Annotated in this window: 21 protein-coding genes and 3 pseudogenes; 12 read left to right on the top strand and 12 right to left on the bottom strand. The window is 63.0% G+C overall.

Going from position 1 to position 19,392, the window contains the following annotated elements; translation table 11 throughout:
• Positions 1–162: 162 nt before the first annotated feature.
• The 3 genes from ACLBX9_RS29780 to ACLBX9_RS29770 all read right to left on the bottom strand — a co-directional run bounded on the left by ACLBX9_RS29780 (position 163) and on the right by ACLBX9_RS29770 (position 1,188).
• The gene (locus ACLBX9_RS29780; RefSeq protein ID WP_447721446.1) at positions 163–420 is read right to left on the bottom strand and encodes a hypothetical protein; all 258 of its coding nucleotides are present in this window, start codon (positions 418–420) and stop codon (positions 163–165) included.
• Positions 421–471: 51 nt separating this feature from the next.
• Complete coding sequence (locus tag ACLBX9_RS29775) at positions 472–756, bottom strand: hypothetical protein (protein ID WP_447721445.1); 285 nt, start codon at positions 754–756, stop codon at positions 472–474.
• A 177-nt stretch (positions 757–933) separates the two neighbouring features.
• On the bottom strand, positions 934–1,188 hold the full coding sequence (locus ACLBX9_RS29770; RefSeq protein ID WP_447721444.1) for a hypothetical protein: 255 nt from the start codon (positions 1,186–1,188) through the stop codon (positions 934–936).
• Between the two features lie 397 nt (positions 1,189–1,585).
• Between ACLBX9_RS29770 and ACLBX9_RS29765 the strand changes: the two genes are divergently transcribed.
• On the top strand, positions 1,586–1,825 hold the full coding sequence (locus ACLBX9_RS29765; protein WP_447721443.1) for a hypothetical protein: 240 nt from the start codon (positions 1,586–1,588) through the stop codon (positions 1,823–1,825).
• The gene (locus ACLBX9_RS29760; protein WP_447721442.1) at positions 1,822–2,232 is read left to right on the top strand and encodes a hypothetical protein; all 411 of its coding nucleotides are present in this window, start codon (positions 1,822–1,824) and stop codon (positions 2,230–2,232) included. Before ACLBX9_RS29765 ends, ACLBX9_RS29760 begins: the two co-directional genes overlap by 4 nt.
• Positions 2,233–2,236: 4 nt before the next feature.
• On the opposite strand, the gene ACLBX9_RS29755 is transcribed toward ACLBX9_RS29760, so the two are convergent.
• Positions 2,237–2,476, bottom strand: a complete 240-nt coding sequence (locus tag ACLBX9_RS29755) for a PilZ domain-containing protein (RefSeq protein WP_447721441.1) — start codon at positions 2,474–2,476, stop codon at positions 2,237–2,239.
• A 390-nt stretch (positions 2,477–2,866) separates the two neighbouring features.
• Here ACLBX9_RS29755 and ACLBX9_RS29750 point away from each other — a divergent pair, with 390 nt between their 5' ends.
• A complete protein-coding gene (locus ACLBX9_RS29750; RefSeq protein ID WP_447721440.1) occupies positions 2,867–3,043 on the top strand; it encodes a hypothetical protein in 177 nt (58 codons plus the stop codon).
• A gap of 22 nt (positions 3,044–3,065) precedes the next feature.
• Here the strand turns inward: ACLBX9_RS29750 and ACLBX9_RS29745 are convergent, their stop codons facing one another.
• Entirely contained in the window at positions 3,066–3,317 is a 252-nt protein-coding gene (locus tag ACLBX9_RS29745) for a PilZ domain-containing protein (protein WP_447721439.1), read from the bottom strand.
• 111 nt (positions 3,318–3,428) lie between these two features.
• Between ACLBX9_RS29745 and ACLBX9_RS29740 the strand changes: the two genes are divergently transcribed.
• From ACLBX9_RS29740 to ACLBX9_RS29730, 3 genes are read left to right on the top strand one after another with little or no spacing between them, the layout of a single operon-like run.
• Complete coding sequence (locus tag ACLBX9_RS29740; RefSeq protein ID WP_447721438.1) at positions 3,429–4,052, top strand: DUF1643 domain-containing protein; 624 nt, start codon at positions 3,429–3,431, stop codon at positions 4,050–4,052.
• Between the two features lie 19 nt (positions 4,053–4,071).
• Entirely contained in the window at positions 4,072–4,383 is a 312-nt protein-coding gene (locus tag ACLBX9_RS29735) for a hypothetical protein (protein WP_447721437.1), read from the top strand.
• Positions 4,376–5,629, top strand: coding sequence for an integrase (locus ACLBX9_RS29730; protein ID WP_447721436.1), 1,254 nt, complete (start codon positions 4,376–4,378; stop codon positions 5,627–5,629). The genes ACLBX9_RS29735 and ACLBX9_RS29730 overlap by 8 nt, the downstream gene beginning before the upstream one ends.
• Before the next feature lie 501 nt (positions 5,630–6,130).
• Here the strand turns inward: ACLBX9_RS29730 and ACLBX9_RS29725 are convergent.
• Entirely contained in the window at positions 6,131–6,358 is a 228-nt protein-coding gene (locus ACLBX9_RS29725; protein ID WP_447721435.1) for a hypothetical protein, read from the bottom strand.
• A gap of 781 nt (positions 6,359–7,139) precedes the next feature.
• On the opposite strand from ACLBX9_RS29725, the gene ACLBX9_RS29720 reads away from it, so the two are divergent.
• Complete coding sequence (locus tag ACLBX9_RS29720) at positions 7,140–7,832, top strand: hypothetical protein (protein WP_447721434.1); 693 nt, start codon at positions 7,140–7,142, stop codon at positions 7,830–7,832.
• Positions 7,833–8,191: 359 nt separating this feature from the next.
• Here ACLBX9_RS29720 and ACLBX9_RS29715 read toward each other — a convergent pair whose 3' ends face one another.
• Both ACLBX9_RS29715 and ACLBX9_RS29710 read right to left on the bottom strand, forming a co-directional pair.
• The gene (locus ACLBX9_RS29715; RefSeq protein ID WP_447721433.1) at positions 8,192–8,350 is read right to left on the bottom strand and encodes a hypothetical protein; all 159 of its coding nucleotides are present in this window, start codon (positions 8,348–8,350) and stop codon (positions 8,192–8,194) included.
• A gap of 27 nt (positions 8,351–8,377) precedes the next feature.
• Positions 8,378–8,536: pseudogene (locus ACLBX9_RS29710) on the bottom strand (MerR family transcriptional regulator); the annotation flags it as partial.
• A gap of 546 nt (positions 8,537–9,082) precedes the next feature.
• Here ACLBX9_RS29710 and ACLBX9_RS29705 point away from each other — a divergent pair.
• Entirely contained in the window at positions 9,083–9,637 is a 555-nt protein-coding gene (locus ACLBX9_RS29705) for a class I SAM-dependent DNA methyltransferase (RefSeq protein ID WP_447721452.1), read from the top strand.
• Positions 9,638–9,669: 32 nt separating this feature from the next.
• Here ACLBX9_RS29705 and ACLBX9_RS29700 read toward each other — a convergent pair whose 3' ends face one another.
• Entirely contained in the window at positions 9,670–10,965 is a 1,296-nt protein-coding gene (locus ACLBX9_RS29700; protein WP_447721432.1) for an APC family permease, read from the bottom strand.
• A gap of 384 nt (positions 10,966–11,349) precedes the next feature.
• Here ACLBX9_RS29700 and ACLBX9_RS29695 point away from each other — a divergent pair, with 384 nt between their 5' ends.
• Positions 11,350–11,988, top strand: a complete 639-nt coding sequence (locus ACLBX9_RS29695; protein WP_447721451.1) for a class I SAM-dependent methyltransferase — start codon at positions 11,350–11,352, stop codon at positions 11,986–11,988.
• Positions 11,989–12,091: 103 nt separating this feature from the next.
• On the opposite strand, the gene ACLBX9_RS29690 is transcribed toward ACLBX9_RS29695, so the two are convergent.
• Complete coding sequence (locus ACLBX9_RS29690) at positions 12,092–13,540, bottom strand: 8'-apo-carotenoid 13,14-cleaving dioxygenase (protein ID WP_447721431.1); 1,449 nt, start codon at positions 13,538–13,540, stop codon at positions 12,092–12,094.
• A gap of 252 nt (positions 13,541–13,792) precedes the next feature.
• Here ACLBX9_RS29690 and ACLBX9_RS29685 point away from each other — a divergent pair, with 252 nt between their 5' ends.
• Complete coding sequence (locus tag ACLBX9_RS29685) at positions 13,793–14,002, top strand: hypothetical protein (protein ID WP_447721450.1); 210 nt, start codon at positions 13,793–13,795, stop codon at positions 14,000–14,002.
• 81 nt (positions 14,003–14,083) lie between these two features.
• On the opposite strand, the pseudogene ACLBX9_RS29680 reads toward ACLBX9_RS29685, so the two are convergent.
• Positions 14,084–15,182, bottom strand: a pseudogene (locus tag ACLBX9_RS29680) (IS3 family transposase); the annotation flags it as partial.
• Between the two features lie 124 nt (positions 15,183–15,306).
• On the opposite strand from ACLBX9_RS29680, the pseudogene ACLBX9_RS29675 reads away from it, so the two are divergent.
• Positions 15,307–15,963, top strand: a pseudogene (locus ACLBX9_RS29675) (transposase); the annotation flags it as partial.
• Positions 15,964–15,967: 4 nt separating this feature from the next.
• Here ACLBX9_RS29675 and ACLBX9_RS29670 read toward each other — a convergent pair.
• Complete coding sequence (locus ACLBX9_RS29670) at positions 15,968–17,158, bottom strand: ABC transporter substrate-binding protein (RefSeq protein WP_447721449.1); 1,191 nt, start codon at positions 17,156–17,158, stop codon at positions 15,968–15,970.
• A gap of 879 nt (positions 17,159–18,037) precedes the next feature.
• Here ACLBX9_RS29670 and oxlT point away from each other — a divergent pair.
• Positions 18,038–19,315 carry an oxalate/formate MFS antiporter gene (oxlT, locus tag ACLBX9_RS29665; protein WP_447721430.1) on the top strand — a complete coding sequence of 426 codons (1,278 nt, stop codon included), beginning with the start codon at positions 18,038–18,040 and terminating at the stop codon, positions 19,313–19,315.
• The last annotated feature ends 77 nt before the right edge of the window (positions 19,316–19,392 follow it).

The following is a 19,392-nucleotide window of genomic DNA, read 5'->3' as shown; positions in this document are numbered from 1 at the left end:
TGCGGCGGCCGGTGATCAGCTCCGTTGGGACAGCCTTATGGCTAAGCTCAGTGTCGCTAAGATTTCGTGGATTGTTGCATCGGCCGTGGTGCCTCGCACCACACTTGACCCCGCGTTCGGGGAGCGGGTGAGCGCGGGGGAGGGGGTATGAGCGGGCCGTCGCTACGGGTTCAGCCCCGCATCGAGCTTCCGCACCGCGCGGACCGACTTCGGCGGATCGATCTGCGACCGTGCCTCTATCCGGTGCGACATCCGACCGACAGTCATCAGGGATCGCAGCTTCGCGGTCACACCGATCAGCACCAGCAGACCAGTCACCAGCGCGAAGACGGTCAGTGTGTGCCGGATCGCGTCATCGTAATGGCTGCCGGCATGGACGATCAGCCAGCCCACGCCAACGAAGACGGCTGCCGAGATCAAGGGAACCACCAGGTCAGCCATTGTACCACGAGCAGCGAGGCTATTGGGCGCTCAATTCTGGCTCAGCGCCTGCTGCCGGATCGACGCGATTTCGCCTTCGACCTCTGTGAGGATAACGCGGACGCGCTCGACAGCACGCGCCGTTCGGACTGCGTGATCTCCATCGAGGATCCCGTCGGCGCGGACAGTCTCCATCAGATAAGGCATGATGCGCCGATTGAAGTAATCGTAATCCGTAGGACTCTTTATCTCATAGAATACGGCCAACGCGTGATAGGCGCGTGCAATCAGTCGCAGCGCAATATCGCCTGTCTCGTCCCGCTCGATACTGCTCATCGTCGCTTTTGGTCTGCCGAGCCGAGGGTGAAGCGGCCTAGCATGGCTGTGGATAACTGTCGATTGGAAGCGCGGCTCGATATTCGCCTAGCGCCTCGCCGCGTCGGCATTTCGTATTCATATGGCCAAGTTGCAACAGCGATAGCCTTCGCTCGCTCGGCGGTGCGGCTGTCAGCGTCAGGTATCCAGCGATCCGCTCGGTCGGATCATGGCGGCGACCTCCCGCTCGATGTCGGTGAGAATGCCGTGAACGCGTGTCGCGACGCCGTCGGGCACGCCGCCACCCGCATCGTTCTTCTCCGCGATCAAGCGCAGGTTGGCTTCGACAAACGCGTGGATGCGCGCCTGCGCCTGCTCGAACTCGCCCGGATGTGTGGTCTCGAACAGAATTGCGAGCGCGAGGTACGCACGCCCGATCATGTCGAGCGCCAATTCAGTGTCATCCCCTGGCTGATCAGAATTCGCGTCCATGAGGACCCAATCTACGGGTACGAGGCCATGGAATGTTTGCGTAACAGAGTAACAAGGGGGCGCCAATGACGAGGTTCCCGCCATCCAACGGATTAGCAGTTGGTCCCGCCAGAAAGCTTCCCAATGTCGCGCCTGCTCGTGCACTGAAACGCATCCAATGCACGCTCAGACACTCACACGATCATCGCAAGCGCCACCGCCACCAAAACCAGCAGTGCAGCACCGATCCACGGCGCCCAGCGCCGAAGCGCACCCTCGCGCATAAAGCCTTTGAGCACGCCCAGCCCCTTCGGTTTCAGTTCGAGCGCGTAGCCGCGCGCCTGGCTGTGCGCATCGCCCTGAGCTGCGGAGCAGTCCCATGCCCGACAGCAAAACGACGCGCGACGGCTTCACAGCTGCCGAACTCGCCGAATGCGCCGAACACGAGGTCCGCCAGCGACAGCGCGCTTACCCACGTTGGGTCGAGGCCGGTCGCATGACGCGGCAGCTCGCAGAGCGCCAGACAGCACTCATGCAGTCGATCGCTAGCAAGCTCCGCGCCGAGGCCGATGCCGAGGGCGCCAAAGGGGATTTGTTCGGCGAGGAGGTGCGCCCATGAACGTCGTCAACCAGAACATCGCGGCAACCGACGGCAGCAACGGATCAAATGAGGGCCGCAGGTCGCCCGATGCGCCGAACGGAGGCGGAACGGTCGATGCGCTGCTTAGCACTCTCGGGAATTTTCGGGATCTCGCGGGCGACGTGCGCTACTCGCGGCATGAGCCCTTCGTCCTAGCGGCCACCGCACGGGCCATCGCCAAAAGGGGCAGGTCGGTAGCTCGCGCTCCGAACGTGGACCCAGCCTTTATTGCCGCTGCTCTCGATGCCGAAGCCGAGGCAGCCGGGAAGGATGCCGTCTGGTGCTCATCCGACAAGCGCGCGATCGCGCAGGCTCAGCGCGCGGCCACTTACCGCCGCCTCGCCGCCGTGCTGCGCGAGCCGGGCTTCGGGGAGGGGCGGGCGTGAAGCACTATGCGAACATTACACCAATTGAGTTATGCTGTCGCCACGTGACATGGACATCCCTGATTTCGCCACTCTCCTTTATGACGAGGGTGAAGGTCTCGGGAAGATCGAACGGATTGAGGACCTTTAGCTGTGCACCTCTTTCAGAACGATCGACCATCGTGCACGGCATGCGTCCCCTCGTAGTGAGAACATGTACCAGCAGGCTCGTTGCTTCACGTCGACTCTCGCGGCGATCCGGCATCACAATTCGATCCTCGAAGGGGACAATCACATCAGATCAACACGTTGATGATTTGGGTAACCCGTGCGTTGACGCTCTGCGGCGCGGGTGGGGGCACATGTTCCTCGATGGCGACGGGTACGGATCGCCGGCTATCGCTCGGCACCCCTTCTCGCACCGCTTGCAGCTGTGCCGCGCGGAGCATCGTGAAGTAGTTACTAGTCGAAACGCTAATCATAAATGGCGCCTCCACTCAGCGGCATTATTATTTTCGCGAATTAAAAAGAGCTTAAAGCCAAATTTTGGCTGCAAAAATGTATGTAGAGACATAACGGCGCAGGCACGCCAATGATAGGCCGTGCCCATTTTGAAGGGGGCTCACCCGTCCGCGTCCCGATCCGTAGGGGTCAGATGGGCGCCACGCCCGACACACCGATCGGCAAGCTCGACAGCTCGGGCTGGGGCCTGCGCCGTGCCCCGCACAACGTGCAATTTGAGCGCCGGGACGGCAGCCGAATCGTTTGGCCGTTCCGTGGTCTGCGCAAGCTCGCCCCAGCCGACTCCTACGACGTCGCGAGGTCGGCATGAGCACCGTGGATGGAAGTCTTTCTCAAACGATGAATTGCAAGCCGATCTTGCTGCCGTCGCGCCAGATTACCTCGCAAAGCTGGTTGAGGTACAGTCCTGCTGAGACTAATCGAAATGTTTCGGGCGTCACCATACCTTCCTTGATCTCGATCATCGCGCCCGATTTGCTGATGTCCCAGATGAGGCAGTCACGGCATTCCTGCGGGTCGCCGAAGCATATTTCTCCAGTTTTCAGGGCGATCCTTCGTGGATCACCTCTTCCGTTTTTAGCCACTAAACGCCTCTGGATTGAATTATTCCGCTATAACCAGAGAGTCCGAAGCCTAGACTTTCGTTCCAAATTGAATTTGCCGCCAGGCGCCGCTCTCAAAATTGTGAGCACGCGATGACGGCGCTCGCTTTCTCAACCCGCTATCTCTTCGGCGTGCCGTTCGGCGATATGATCGCCCGTTCGGCCAACCTGTCACGGTGCGGCGCCTACCGCTTCACGCTAACTCGCACGTGGTCGAGCGAGGGCGGGCACGTCTGCTTCATCGGGCTAAATCCCTCGACCGCGGATCATCGGCAGGACGATCCCACCGTCCGCCGCTGGATCCACTTCGCCCGGTCGTGGGGCTATGGCGGGTTCACCGCGGTCAACCTCTACCCGCTGCGCACCTCGTCGCCGGCCAAGTGCCGTGCCTGGGCGCAGTACATGGACAACGGCCCGGACTGGTACGCCCGCAACCGCATCCACTTCGACAATCTGCCGCTGCTGGTGCGGGAGGCGAAGGCCGCCTCGCTGGTGGTCGCCTGCTGGGGCGCCGGTGCTTGGGATTTCAAGTTCGTCGACCACGTGCTCGAGGAGATTACCACCGGCGAGGCGCCGTGGCCCGACGTGCACTGCTTCGGACTGACGGCAGAGGGCGCGCCGATGCACCCGATGGCGCGGGGCCGGTCGCGGATACCGGATCACGCGCGACCAGTGCTGTGGAAGGCGAGAGAGCGGGGAGGGGGCAGTGCCGCGTAGCGTACCTCGCCCATCGGCTGTGCGGTTCGCGATCGATCCGGCTGACATCCCGGCCGAGAAAGTCGCTCGCCGCCTGCACCTCACGCTGGTGCAGTTCGAGGCCTGCAAGCCGCGCCTGTTCATGCGCGGCTTTCCGCGGCCTGATCCGGACACCGGCATGTACTGCTTGGAGGCGATCGACCGCTGGCGCCTGCACCGGCATCCAAGCCAGTTCCCGGAATTGACGCGCCCCGATTCGGCGGTGTCATCTTCAAGTCCGAAGAGGGACCTCGGAGCGATGGCCCGTGAAGCCTACGAGCGGCAGGCCGCGGAGCGGCGCCGGAATGGTTGAGCTGCCGCGCCACGTGCGTGGCCGGCCGAATCCGTCGGGCCGGATGTATTTCAGCTTCGAGCGCTATCGTGGGACGCCGCGCGCGTGGCCGGTGGTGCCGATCCTCGACGCGCCGCAGGATGATCTGTTCTGGCGTCGCTGCCGGCAGTGCGAGACCCTGATCGCGGAGCCGGCCGGTGCGGGCTGGGTGTGGGCCTGGATGAGCGCATCCGGCCGCTCCTATCCGCTGCCGCCGCCTCGGGGGGAAGGCGGTCCGGCAGCGTTCTGGGCGGCCGTCGATGCCGCTGAGGCCCGCGACCGCACTGACGACGGCGCGGCCCGGAAGACGTTCGATGCGCTGATCGAGGTCTACCGAGCTCACCCCGCCTACGAGAAGCTCGCTGACCTGACCAAGCGCGACTACGATCGGCACTTGAAGGCCATCAGCGAGGCCTGGGGCAGCGAGCCAGTGATTGAACTCACGTCGGTCGCGGCTCAGGAGGCGATCGATCTGCGGTCTGGCACGCCGTCGGGCGCGCGCTACTTCCGCGCCGTCCTGTCCAAGTTGCTTTCGTTCGGCGGAGCGCGCGGCTACTGCACGGCCAACGTCGCCCGCATCACCGAGAAGGTCGAGCACGAGGTAGAGCCGCACAAGCCGTGGTCGGACCGCGCCTTCGAGGCGTTCTTCGAGCACGCCCGGCCTGGGCTGCACCTGCCCGTCTACTCGGCCCTCTACACCGGACAGCGCTCCGTCGACGTGCTGCCGATGGTGCGCCCGGCTAAAGGTGCCAACGCGATCGAGCTGATCGCCCGGAAGACCGGCGCCGAAGTGTTCGTGCCGATCCACTCGGAATACCGCCAGATCCTGGCCCGGACTCACATTGATCACCCGGCGCTGCACCTGCGGGAGGACGGCCAGCCCTGGACGCTCGCCGCCTATCGGACTGCCTGGCAGCGAGAGGTCACGTCGAAGACCAGCAAGGGCACGGCGGCTTCGGTGACCGCGGCGAAGGCGGCTGCGATGAAGACGCTGCGCGACGGCGCCTTCGTGTTCCATGGCCTGCGGAAGAATGCCGTGAACATGCTGCTGGAGGCCGGCAACACGGAGGCTGAGGTGTCGGCGATCGTGGAGATGTCCGAGCAGATGGTGCGCCACTACAGCCGCGATGTGAACAAGCGTCGGCTCGCGATCAACGGCATGCGCAAGCTCGAAGAATGCTGGAAAGAAACCCGGGCCAACCTGTTCGGCGACGGCCGCGCGCACTGATTGGCGTCCATAATTCCTTGCCGTATAGTCCGGTCGAAAATACAAGTTTGATCGGCAAAATCTCGTCTCTAATTTGATAGATTTCGGCCAAAATGATCGGATGTGCGCGATGAACCCCATGATAATTGTTGGGACTCTTACGGTGGGTTTCGTGTCGTTATATGTGTTCACTCCAAAGAATGCTCGATTCAAAGACTTTTGGGTAAAAAACAATACAAAAGCTATGGGTTGGAAGAATTGGGGGATGTCTCTGACATTTTTACTAATCATGGCTGTGCTGTTGCTGATTACTAGGTAATAGCCGGGACGGGGTCTTGCGACGCTGGATTTATCTAACAGCTCGCAAAGCTGGATAAATCAATAGAGATGATGTGACATCGATGTCTCAAGAAAAATTATCGTCCGCCTACTGTGTCTATATTGCATCTATTGGACGCTATTATTGATATTCAAATGTATGACCCCTTGATGCGGCTCGAGTATGCGATAGAGACGCTTCGTTCAATTCATCGGGGATTGTCTATGCGAAACAAAATTATTTGCCCTGCCTTTTTTGCGGCCAGCTTCTTCGTTGCTACACAGGCGCACGCAAATTGTGTCGCATTCGAGCGAGACGGTAATAACTGGTTTCTCCAGAATAGCTGCAGCAACAAAATGACGGTCAAGTGGACCGATCAGGGCTATTGCGCAGGCGGCTGTCAAACAACAGTAGGCGGCTTTCAGCGTCAAACAGTTACAACTCCGAAGGGGCAATACCGGTGGAGGGAGTGCACTGGCTATTGCTAGTCACAGGTATAAGTCGTTACCTGAAAACTGCCTGAGCTAAATTGTTCGGGCTAATTTCTACCATGATCTAACGCGGCTGCTCTATGTAGAGCGGCTGCTTTTATAGCGATTGCTTTGCGCGACGTTCTCGTTCTCGATGGGCGAATCGGCGGGGATGACAGCCTCTCTGACTAGAGCGATTGTGACTACGCCATCATGGCGCCCGCACAGCCGCAGCGTCCCCCAGGCTGTGTCCAAACCCCCTGTCTTCGGCCGCGTTTTCGTCGGTTCACGGCCTATGGCTTGGACGCAGACCTCATTGAAATCATTGCTGTTTTTCAAAGCGGCAAATAACTTTTAATCTGTAGGTCCTGGGTTCGAGTCCCAGCGCGCTCACCATAGATTTAACCCGCCCAGTCAATGACTTGGCGGGTTTTTCATTGCCCAAATTGCGTTCTGCAAGGCTTGCAACACGCTGCAACACGGGTTGTGGTTTTACAATGGGTTACAACCCGGCGTAGGCTGGTCCGTGCAACACGGATGGAACACGGCGCGAGCGTTTTCAGTGGCATTCGAGACATATGATGAGCGGCGCGGTCTAACTTTCGAGCAAGCAGAGGGACTGGCGCCACTCCCAGCCCAATTACAAAGGACCGAACTATCTCCGGTTCTCAGAGCGCGAATTTGGGAGGCCTTCTCGAAAGTGCTTGAAAAGGCAAATAGATTTATCGGTGTGGATGTATACATGGTTGAACCATGGGCGACGATTGTTAAAGATGAGTATGTTCACCGACATGGCGGATTTGTTGATAAGGATTCACATAAGAAATCCATTACTGAGAAGGGTTTCTCAACAATTATAAAGACTGGCGATTACGCCAGTTTTTACGGATTAATACAGTTTATAATAAGTCATCGTCTTTGTCCGGATTATTTCCCAAAGGGGCTAGACGCCTTATTGAAGGAACAAAGAGCTGCCTTCAGGGTCAGCGGTGGTGACACCCTCGTTGCGGTTGCCACCCAGCAAGAACTCGACACGATCGAAGCGGCGCTTGGCGCAACAAAGGCTCAAGAATTTAGCGGACCACATCGTCATCTCAGAAACGCTCTGAATGAGCTTGGTGCCGGAAAGTATGCTGACTCAGTGAGGGAAAGCATCCATTCGGTGGAGAGCATCGCCCGGAATTTGGAGCCGACTGCAGATCTGTCTAAGGCGCTTGGCCGACTAGAAAAGTCCGGGCATCTGCACAAAGCGATGAAGCATGGATTTGGATCTCTGTACGGTTACACCAGTGACGAGGGTGGGATACGACATGCGTTGCTTGAAGATGGCGATGCAAAAGTTGATGAAGCTGACGCCATATTCATGCTTGGAGCTTGTGCCTCGTTCGTATCGTACCTAATTGCGAAGAAGCGTTCTGCCGGAATTGCAGAATAAAAAAGGCGCGCCCGATAGAGCACGCCGAAATAGACGATCGTGGTAGTTGAGACAGCGGAAGTCAGGGTAAATCGCTGGTCCGCTTGCGAGATGCTTCGATCACGCAGTGCACGCCCTCAGCGGCATCTAGTTTCCTTTGGGACTGCAACTGCTCCTGGTTGCCATTCAGTACCTCGTCAACGTTTTCCAGCGCCAGCGCACGCAACCGGATGAGATCCGCACGGGCGGAGGCTGCAGGCCGCGGCGCACGAAGTCATCCACCGTGCTCTCGCCGATCATCAGCTCGGCGGCCAGAGCGGCTTTCGTGAGGTAGGAGGCAGGCGGCATTCCCCATCATACCGATGCTAGCGCTCGCGCCGCTAGGGCGTTGCTAGGTGATAGCGTCGGCTAACATCCTCGACGACGTCGCGCACGTTCAGCACCATGTAGAAGCGCGGCAGATTCTCCGGCGACGTCTGCCAGTCCATCTGCCACTCGCGCGCGTCGTCGAGGGCGAGCAGCGCGATCCGGTCCGGCATGAAATTCAGGTTCCCTGCCCAGGCCACCTAAGCTTTGGCACATGCCAGGGAGGATTTGGCCAGGACCGTGCCGTGACCGCTGAGCTGCATCCCGAGAGAGCGCATCTCGCGGAGGATCGCGAGGTGCACGCAGTCTGAGAAGTCGAAGCGGCGGTGCTCCCTGCCGTTGCCCGTTGCCGGCCTGACGCTCGCACCACGGGTGGGAACGCTTCACAATAATTGCGGAGCATACAGGCGTAGATGCGCTGGGAGGATTTCGTACCGTCGATCAAAACCGGGCGTACGGCTTTGCGCCCAATTGAGACATTCAGCTGGCCGCGACGGCATCCTGTAAGCGGACGCTACCGGGCAGATTCTGTGCCGCGCGATGGCCTATATGGGCGTGTCTGTCGTGTGGGCTAGCAGAAGGTCACTCTCAGCCGCACCGAAATCAGAGCGGGCGACAGCCCCAGCGCAAATGCGTATCCGCGCAACATCGCCGGCGCCTGTGTTCGGAACTGTCCCGACTACGTGCTGTTCCCCAATCGTGCAGTAGGTGGCTCCCTGAGGTGTATCGTGCGTGTTCGCGAGCCCGTCTCACGCCGTCTTCTGCTCCAGTCCGGAGCCGTTGCCGCCACGAGTACGTTGATCGGGAGCAGAGGAGCCGCAGGCTTGGAGACGACTTCCGACAGGCCCACCGACGCTCCGACCGGCCGTCGAACGAAGACCCTCGATCAAGATTACTTCAAGGGCATGTACGCGACTGAAGCGGATCCGTGGCGCTTCGCCACGAGCCCGTACGAGCGCGACAAGTACGCGGCGACGCTGGCTGCCCTGCCGCGCGCCCACTACGCATCCGCGCTGGATATTGGCTGCTCGATCGGTGTATTCACGCACCAGCTCTGCCCCCGCTGCGACACGCTGATCGGCCTCGACGTGGTGCCGTCCGTTTTAGAGGCGGCTCGTGCGCGATGCGCCGATTGCCCGAATGCGCGTTTCATGCTGGCTGCCGTCCCTGGCGCTTGGCCAGTCGGACGGTTCGACCTTATCCTGATCTCGGAGGTGGCGTACTATCTCGATCGCGCTGATCTCGCGCGTCTGGTCGCACGTGTCGAAGCCGCTCTGCTACCTGAAGCCGATATCGTGCTGATCCACTGGCTTGGGGTGACCCACTACCCACTCTCCGGCGATGAGGCGGCCGAGGGCTTCATCGCGGGTGCTCGGAACTTTGCGACGGTCGTGAAGCAGTCGAGGACGGCGGAGTATCGGCTCGACGTGCTACGCGGCAGCAAATCCGACGCCGGCTAGGGCTCGGTGATCACATTGCGGGGACGTGGCCGTCAGGCTTTGCGCCGTGTCTGCACCGTCGCGACCGCGTACAACACGAGGCCGACCAGCATCATGAGCAAACCGGCAAGGGCCTGGAGGGGTCTCACCGCCACGAGATAGACCATCATGAATAGAGTCACCGCGAGGAAGATCAGCGGCGTGTACGGATAGCCCCAGGTCCGGCACGGTCGCGGCAGGTCGGGCCGCGTAATTCGGAGCTTGATCAGGCCGAGCACGGTCAAGAATGAGCAGGCGATCAGGCCGAACTGGACGAACTCAAGCACCGCCTCGAAACTCTGCGTCAGGAGCAGGAGGCTGGCGACGCCGCATTGGAGCAGGATTGCGGCGGTCGGTACGCCGTCGTGGGAGTGGCGCGCGAATATGCGCAGAGGCACGACATCCTCGCCCATCGCCACCGTCACGCGTGGACCGATCCACATCATCGCGCTGATCGTCGGGATCAGGCCGGCGCAGATCAGGATTCCTACGAGGCGACCACCCACCTCACCGAAGACATGCCGTCCTGCGATCAGGGCGATCTCGACTTGGCCGGCGAGTTCCGTCAGCGGCGTCGTGTAGAGGAACGCCGCGTTCAGCGCGATGTAGAGCACCAGCACAAAGCCCGTCCCGGCGAGCAACGCCCGCGGCAGGCTGCGCTGCGGATCGCGGAGCTCGCCGACGATGTACGTCGCGGCGTTCCAGCCTGAGTAGGCGTACATCACGAAGACGAGGCTGACCGCGAAGCCGGGGCTGACGATCTGCGTGAGGTCGTGGGCGCTGGGGACGAAGCTGATCGGCTGGCTACTGCCTCGGGCAAAGCCCACCCCGACAAAGCCGACGATCAGAGCGAGCTTCAGCAGCGTGAAGAGGACCTGAAACACGCTGCTGTGGCGCAGGCCGCGCAGGTGAACGGCCGAGACCGTCCAGATCACTGCGAGGCCGAGTGGAAGTGCAGGAAACCCGGGCAGTACAGCCTCGGCGTACTGCCCGAACGCCATAGCCGCGAGCGCCACCGGCGCGGCGAACCCGACGGTGGCCGAGAGCCAGCCTGCCATGAACCCGACCGCCGGGCCGTACATGCGCGAGAGGAAGTTGTACTCGCCGCCGGAGCGGGGAAACATCGTGGCGAGCTCGGCGTAGCAGAGCGCCCCGCAGAGCGCGACGCCGCCACCGACGACCCACAGCAGCACCAGGGCGAAGCCGGATGTGATGTCCTTGGCTTGGAACCCCAAGCTGGTGAAGACCCCGACGCCGATCATGTCGGCCACCACGATGGCTGTTGCCGTCAGCGTCGAGACAGCCGGCAAGCTCCGGGGGGCCCTTGGTCGATCAACTATCACTGCCACCTGCCGGGATCCGTGGCGCTCGTGACAAGCCGCATGAGGGCCAGCCAGTGCTGCGTCTGTGGGAAACCAGCTGAGCGTCGGCCGGGGAGCCGTCGATTGAGTCGCAGGCCGCGATGGCTCGCAAACCGGGAGACTGGACTATCGTATGGCAGCACCCGCGCGCCGACGCATGACCGCGCGAGCCCGACGCGAGTTGCGGCTCGTCGAGAGCCTACAAGGAATCGGCGCGCGCCCTTCCGGGTTGGGAGCGCCAACCGCGGCGCGGAGCCGGGCGCCTTCGAGCTCGCCCCCACTGCGCAGGTGTATGAGCGCCGCAGCGCTGGATCCGATACGAAGGCGACACCGATGACAACGCAGGTTCTGCCGGACTTTCCACCCGAGGCGTTCGCGAAGCCTGATTGTGCGCCAGACTCACTCTTCTACGCGCAACCGCGTTTCGTCACGCACATCGACGCCGCTGCGATCGCCGCCGTCACCGATCTGTACAGAACGGTCGTTCCCGAGGGCGGTATCGTCCTCGACCTCATGTCGAGCTGGGTCAGCCACCTCCCGGACGAGGTCGCCTACGCGCGCGTCATCGGCCACGGATTGAATGCAGCGGAACTCGCCGCCAACCCGCGGCTGACCCGACACTTCGTGCAGGATCTCAACGCGGAGACGAACCTGCCCCTCGAGACTGCGAGCATCGACGCCGCTTTGATGTGCGTCTCGGTGCAGTATCTGCAGCGACCAGGGGCCGTCCTGTCCGAGGTCGCGCGCGTGCTGCGTCCCGGCGCACCAGTGGTGATCAGCTTCTCCAACCGGTGCTTCCCGACCAAGGCGGTCGCCATCTGGAATGCTCTCGACGGCGCAGGGCATGCCCAGCTCGTCGGTCTGTACCTTCAACGCGCTGGCTTCGCCCGTATCGAAGGCCGTGTCCTCAAACCCGAGGGAGGTCCCGGCGATCCCATGACGGCGGTGATCGGATGGACCGCTCCGAGCTGAGGCAGACCCGCATGGGTTGGTCCTGATGGACCGTCCGTACCGGTTCGGGTGCGTGGTCGCCCCGACGACGGTCCGACCGTCATGCGTCCGCGTCGGCGCCGGATCAGGCCGTTCCAGTGGGTGCGCGCACCGGGAACCAGTTGCCGTGAAAGCCCGGCGGGATCCGGTGCCCGAGGCGAACCGTGGCGACGGGTGGAGCCTCGAACGTCCGCGCGTCGAGAATGGCGAACTCCGTCGTGTCGCGCGCGGTATCGATGACGAAGCCGACGAGCCAGCCTTCGTCCTCATCGGCCTCGGTATGCGCCGGCACGAAGACGAACTCCCCGGGGATGCGGTCGGGACCGAATTCGTGGATGTGGCGCTCGCCAGTCTCCACGTCGTGCTTGTAGAGCTGCGTCGCACCGGCGAGCTGCGTGTTGCCGTCGGCCGGGACGCTCACCGTGTAAAGGTAGCGGTGGCGCTGCCCGAGCCGCCGCTCGTCGATGCGGGGGAACTCCTGCGCCGCGGGGTCGAGCACCCGCCGCTCGACGCGCGCTATCGTGGGATCGACCGTCCAGCGTTCGAGCCGACCCGGATCGTCGAGCCCGCCTCCGACGGCTGTGAATACCGTCGCGTAGGCGATCACGTCGAGGATCACCCGCCCGTCCGCGTCCTCGTAGGCGTTGGCGACGTGGAACACGAAGCAGGGATCGACATCGCACCAGAGGATGTCGGCGCCGTCGCCTTGCCGGGGGAGGAGACCCACCCGGGCCCTATGGTGGGCGTTCCATCGGAACGGGAAGCGGTAACCGGCGAGCAGGGCCCGGAACGAGAACGTGACGGGCAGATCGAGCACGATCACGAAGCGCGCCGTGAACGCGCAGTCATGGATGCAGGGGCCGTGCGCGACCGGGATCGGCACGTCCCGCACGACCTGACCGGTCGGCGCGACGACAACATGGCGAACGCTGTCCCAGACGCGGCCGTCGTACGCGATGGCATGGGTCTCGCCGGTCTCTGGATCGCGATGCGGATGTCCACTGAACGAACCCGCCAGGGTGCCGTCGAACGGGTTGTAGCGCTGCGTCTCGAGGCTCCGCGCCAGTTCGACGGGGAAGCTGCCGGCCTCCACGACGGCGAAGACCCGGCCGCCGATCTCGACGACGTTGGTGTTGACGGTGTCGTTGCCGCCCCGCCGCGGCCCGGGCGCGGCGGGGCGCTTGAGCGCTGCGGCGGCCATGCGCGAATTGATCCAGCGGTTCCGGTACCACAGCGCCTTGCCGGCCTCGATCGCGAGGCCGTGCACCATGCCGTCGCCGAGGAACCAGTCGTGGCCCCGCGTCGCGGCGCGTGCGGGGTTGGCCCCCATCTTGAGGTAAAGGCCATTGAGGCCGAGCGGGATCGACCCAGCGACGGGCAGGTGCTCCAGCGTCAGCTCCGCGCGCATCGGTTTGTGCACGCCTACCACGAAGGGATTGTCCGTCCCCGGCAGGCGCAGCCGGTTACAGGCCGCCCACAGGCCGACCCCGGCCTCGGCAGCGGCGCGGATGGCCGCCTGGATTCGGTTCGGCATCGGCAGCGGTTCTCCGATCAGCGAGCGGGCCGAGCCGTCATCGCGGCGGGCAGGCCCCGTTCCCGGCCGTGGACGGCGGGCGCGCGGGCCGTGAGCTTACGACGGGACGGTCGACCGTGCGTGGCATCGCGCAGCGATCCGACGCGTCCGCGGTATCACCCGGCGGATCCGGGATCGGCGATGCGCAGGAACCGAGGTCTCTCATGGCGATTGGCTTGCCGAGCCGGCGTTCACGCTGGCCGGGAGGATGACATGTCCGAGGATACCGAAAAGCACGGGGCTTTGCTCAGTGCCCTCAGGGCCGCACAGGGGAAGGGCGACGGCTCCTTCGAGCAGGCTGTCTCGGAGGCCTTCGAGCACGTCTTCGAACATCTCGGACGCCTGAACGATCACGTCTCCCTGGGCGGCCCGGATGGGGGAGACCCTCACCTGAAACCTGGCGAGTCGCCGACCCTGCGATAGGGGGACGTCAGGCCTCTGCTCCACGGGTAGTTTGGCCGGCGGAGCCGGTCGGGTGAGCGCAACCGGCCAAGCGGATGAGGCGGGCACGAACACCTCCGGGGCTGGCGGGCGGTAGCCGAGCGAAGCGTGCGGGTGCACACCGTTGTAGTGTCGTCGCCAACTTTCGATCACGATCTGCGCCTCCTTGTGCGTGTAGAAGATCTCGCCGTTCAGAAATTCATCTCTCAGGCGAGCGTTGAAGCTCTCGACGTAGCCGTTCTCCCACGGTGATCCGGGAGCGATGTAGGCTGTTTGGGCGCCGACGCCGGTGATCCAGGCCTGCACCGACTTGGCGACGAACTCTGGTCCGTTGTCCGAGCGGATGTGGCGGGGCACACCGCGCAGGATGAACAAGTCGGACAGCACGTCGATGACGTCCGCCGCCTTGAGCTTGCGCGCGACCCGGATCGCCAAGCACTGGCGCGTAGAGTCATCGACCACGTTGAGCATCCGGAACCGGCGCCCCTCGTGCGTGCGCGCCTCGACGAAGTCGTAAGACCAGACGTGATCGCGGTGCTCCGCCCGCAATCGCAGGGACGATCCATCCCAGTCCCAGATGCGGCCGCGCGTGGGCTGTCGAGCCGGGACCTTCAGCCCCTCGCGCCGCCAGATCCGATCGACCCGCTTGTCGTTGACTAGCCAGCCGGCCGCCTTCAGCAAGGCGCTGATCTTCCGATAGCCGTAGCGGCCATACCGCTCCGCCAGCTCGATGAGATCGGCTGTCAGCGCGGCCTCGTCGTTTCTCCCCGCGGCGCCTTGCGCTGTGTCGAGCGATGCTGCCCGAGCGCCCGGCAGGCCCGGCGCTGGGACACCTTCATCGGCCGCACGATGTGCTCGACACACGCGCGTCGGCGCGCGGGGCTTAGAAGTTTTCCCGAGCCGCATCCTGCAGGATCAGCTTGTCCAGCGTCAGATCGGCAATCGCCTTGCGCAGCCGCTGGTTCTCGACCTCCAGATCTTTCATCCGCCGGACCTGATCCGCCTTCAGGCCGCCGAACTCCTTGCGCCAGCGATAGTACGTTACCTCGGTCACACCGAGGGAGCGGATCACATCGGCCACGCTCTGGCCCTTCGCGATCAACACGTCCGCCTGCCGCAGCTCGGCGATCACATCCTCCGTCTTGTGCCGCTTCGCTCCCATCTGTCCGTCTTCACCCTGGCCCGCAGGCCATATCTCAGGACGGACAACTTCAATGGGGACGGATCAGTCCGGCATGACTGCAAGTTTTTCGGTTTTGTGAGACCCTGACGGGAGGAGCAGAGTGGTGAAGAAGAGCAGGTTCACCGAGGAGCAGATCGCCATCGCGCTGAAGTAGGCCGAGACCTGCACGCCGGTCGCTGAGGTGCTGCGCCGGATGGGCATTTCCGAGCAGACGTGTCTCACGCTGGAAGAAGCTCTACGGCGGCTTGGGCACAGGCGAGCTAAGGCGGCTGAAGCAGCTTGAGGACGAGAACCGCAAGCTCAAGCAACTCGTGGCCGATCTGAGCCTCGACAAGCACATCTTGCAGGACGTGTTCGCAAAAGAGCTCTGACGCCTGCTCGGCGACGCGAACTCGTGCACCAGCCTCATGAGGCACACGGGGTGAGTGAGCGGCGCGGCTGCGCTGCGCTCGGCGTCGGCCGGTCGGGCGTCCGCTACCGCTTGACCAAGCCCTATCAGGCGCCACTGCGGCTGCGCATCTGTGATCTGGCCAAGAGCCGGGCGCGCTACGGTGACGTTCGGATCGACATCCTGCTGCGCCGGGAAGGTTGGCGGGTGAACCACAGGAGGGTCCACCGCCTCTACAGGGATGAGGGCCTCAGCCTGTGGCTCAAGATGCCCCGCCGGCACGTCAGTGCGGCAGTCCGTGAGCGTCAGTCTACCGCGCTCCGGCCGAACGAACGCGGGTCGATGGACCCCGTCTCCGACGCGCTGTTCGATAGCCTCATCGCTTCACGAGAGGACAGCGTGAGGCAGAAAGCGGCTGAAACGCCTGATCGCCCGCTATTGTCGCGACCCGCTTGTACAAGTCCCACTCGCCTTTGGATTCGGTGGGCGTCTTCACTTGGAACAGGTACATGTCGTGGACCATGCGGCCATCTTCGCGGATGCGGCCGTCATGCGCGTAGAAGTCATTGACCGGCGTTTCGCGCATCGCCTTCATCACGGGTTGAGTGGCGTCTGTCCCACTCGCCTTCACAGCCTTCAGGTAGTGCGTCACCGCCGAATAGACGCCTGCCTGAGACATGTTCGGCATCCGGCCGGTCCGCTCGTGAAAGCGCTTGGCGAACGCCCGCGTTCCATCGTCGAGATCCCAATAGAAGCCGGAAGTAAGCAGCATCCCCTGTGTTGCCGAAAGGCCGAGGCTATGAACGTCGTTGATGTAGGCGAGCAGCGCCGCAAGCCGCTGCACGCCGCCCGTGAGGCCAAACTCAGCGGCCTGTTTGATGGCGTTGGTGGTGTCGCGACCTGCATTGGCAAGGCCGATCACCTTGGCGCCGGAGGCCTGCGCCTGCAGCAAGAATGAAGAGAAGTCGGCTGTGTTGAGCGGCGCTCGCACCTCACCGAGCACTCTGCCTCCGTTAGCCTGGATCACCGTTGCCGCGTCTCGAGCGAGCTCCTGTCCGAACGTGTAATCAGCCGCGATGAAGAACCAAGAGGTCCCACCGGCCTTCACCGTGGCAAGTCCTGTGGCTCCGGCGAGTGCGTAAGTGTCGTAAGCATAGTGTATGGTCACCGGCGTGCAGGCCTCGTTGGTCAGCCGCACGGCGCCGGGTCCGTTAAACACTGCAATCCGGTTTTTGGCTCTTGCGATTTCGGCCACCGCCAGAGCGGGGGCGGACGCGGCCACGTCGAGGATTGCGTCCACGCGGCCGGTGTCGAACCATTCCCGAGCAGTCGCGGCAGCGATGTCGGCCTTGTTTTGGTGATCAGCCACAACCACTTCGATCGGTACGCCGAGCACGGTTTTGCCGAAATCCTCCACCGCCATCGTTGCGGCCGCGGCGCTGCCTGGTCCAGTCACATCGGCATAGACGCCGGACATGTCGAGGATTAGCCCGACCCGAACTGTGCCGTCTGAGACTGTGGTTGGCGCCTGCGCGGAAGCGCATCCGGACCAAGCTGCGGCCAGCATGGCCGCTAAGAGCGTCTTCCTCACCGTGGCCGCCTTTGATCGAGGCTTGTCTGATCGGCCCGATCGATCGGGCCACGTTTAGGCTAACCGACGGCGATCGACACGGTTAGGTCGCTGTGTGACGTGCGACTTCGAATGAAAGCATTCGGTTCTTGGCAGGGGCACCAGCCGCACGAATCTAAAACCGCGTTCCACCCGTGCTGGTTTCTTGCCGTGTCAGCCTCGTAAACGGATCGGGACCGATCCGCTGGAGTCGGCGAGAAGGCCCAAGCGCGTGGTCATTGGACCTTCCTACATCCACGACATGTCAGGCCGCTTCCTTCCGGGGCTCGCCCAAATGGGCAGCGATCAACTCGGCCTTGATGGGCCCGGCCCGCTCGTTGCGAACTTGTCAGGTCCCGACCGGCCCGTGTTCGCCGAGGCAGCCCGATGCGGCGAGCAGTATCTCGAGCGCGGGAGCTAGGCGAACGAAGACGGCGATCCTCTGAGTTCCAATGGGCGCAGTCTGCCGCGCGCCCGCCGCGTCGTGGACAAGCTTTTTCGACGACGATGTAGGCGGGCTCTCCTGTGCGGCGAGTGCAAGCCACAGGGTTGTTTCGTCCTGATCCGTCGCGCGCACCGCTACTTATTTCCCATCGGCGGCCCGCCGAGTCTGGCCGTGAAACACTTCCGACGCGCCGGCGGGCTCCGGGTCGGCGCGGTTGTCGACCGTCAGGAAGACCCGGTCGAGCGTGCGAAAGCTCGCGCCGCTCAGCCCGCGCACTCCTGGGACTAACCGCCAGCGTTCTGCGACGCTGCGCCTTGAACTGCGCTGCGGCGCATGATTGACGCCGGCTGGTGCTGATGATGTCATCATCTTAAAGGCACCGGGAGGCATGAATGAGCCCAGTCCAGTCGCGTCGACGCTGGCTGCAACTCCTGCTGGGTCTGATCGTCATGATGACGATCTCGAGCCCACAATACGTCTGGACGCTGTTCGTCAAACCCTTCCAGGCGAGCACCGGTGCTTCGCTCGCCGCCGTGCAGGTCACCTTCACGCTGGTGATCGTGCTGCAGACCTTCTTCTCGCCAGTGCAAGGCTATCTGATCGACCGGTTTAGTCCAAAACTGATGATCGCCCTCGGTACCGCCCTGAGCGGGCTCGGTTGGGTCGCGGCCTCGCGAGCCGAGAGCTTGCTGGCCTTATACGCCACCTATGGTCTGCTCTGCGGGCTTGGCACCGGCATCGTCTATGTCGGCATCGTCTGCCTGATGGTGCGCTGGTTCCCGGACCGTCGGGGCTTCGCCGCCGGCATCGTGGCGGCCGGCTACGGCATGGGTGCGATGGTCACCACCTTCCCGATCACCGACATGATCGCATCCACCGACTTCCGGCACACGCTTCTGGTCTTCGGATGCATTCTCGGCGCAATCGGTGTGCTCGCCGCCCTCGGCCTACGCGCGCCGCAGGCTGGCGAGGTGCCCGTCATCGACCCGGCCAGAACTGCGAGCGCGGCAGCCGACACTGCACCGAGGGCGATGCTGCGCACGCCTTTGTTTTGGTTGATGTTCGTCATGATGACGATGATGTCGACGGGCGGCTTGATGGTCACGGCCAACTTCGCGAACTTCGCCCGCGAGTTCGGAGTTGCCGACGCGCTCGTGTTCGGCTTTGCGGCGCTGCCCTTCGCGCTGACGTTCGACCGCATCACCAACGGCCTGACGCGACCCTTCTTCGGCTGGGTGTCGGACCATATCGGCCGGGAGAACACGATGGCGATTGCGTTCGCGCTTGAGGCGGTCGCGATCGGCCTGTTGCTCTACAATCGGCAGAACGCTTACGCGTTCGCACTCCTGTCGGGCGTTGTGTTCTTCGCCTGGGGCGAGATCTTCTCGCTGTTCCCTTCGATCCTGACGGACACCTTCGGGACGAAGCACGCCACCACAAACTACGGCTTCCTCTACATGGCACAAGGCGTTGGCTCGCTCCTTGGCGGTCCTGTCGCGGCGCTGATCCACGACGCGGCCGGCAACTGGGTGCCGGTTTTCTCGATCGCGATTATCCTCGACGTGATCACCGCCGTTCTCGCCTACTTCGTCCTGAAACCCATGCGGCGCGGCTGGCTCGGACGCGAGCGGGCGCCTCAGCCCCCTCTTGGGGGTGCCGCGACTGTTTGAGAACGAGCACCATTTGCCTCAAAAGCCGACATTCGGCAGCGCCCATCCCGGCCATTCAGTTGCGCGGTACGGCGTCC

This window comes from Methylobacterium sp. A49B, assembly GCF_053346215.1.
Note: the sequence above shows the minus strand (reverse complement) of the source record. Positions and strands in the feature narration are given on the sequence as shown.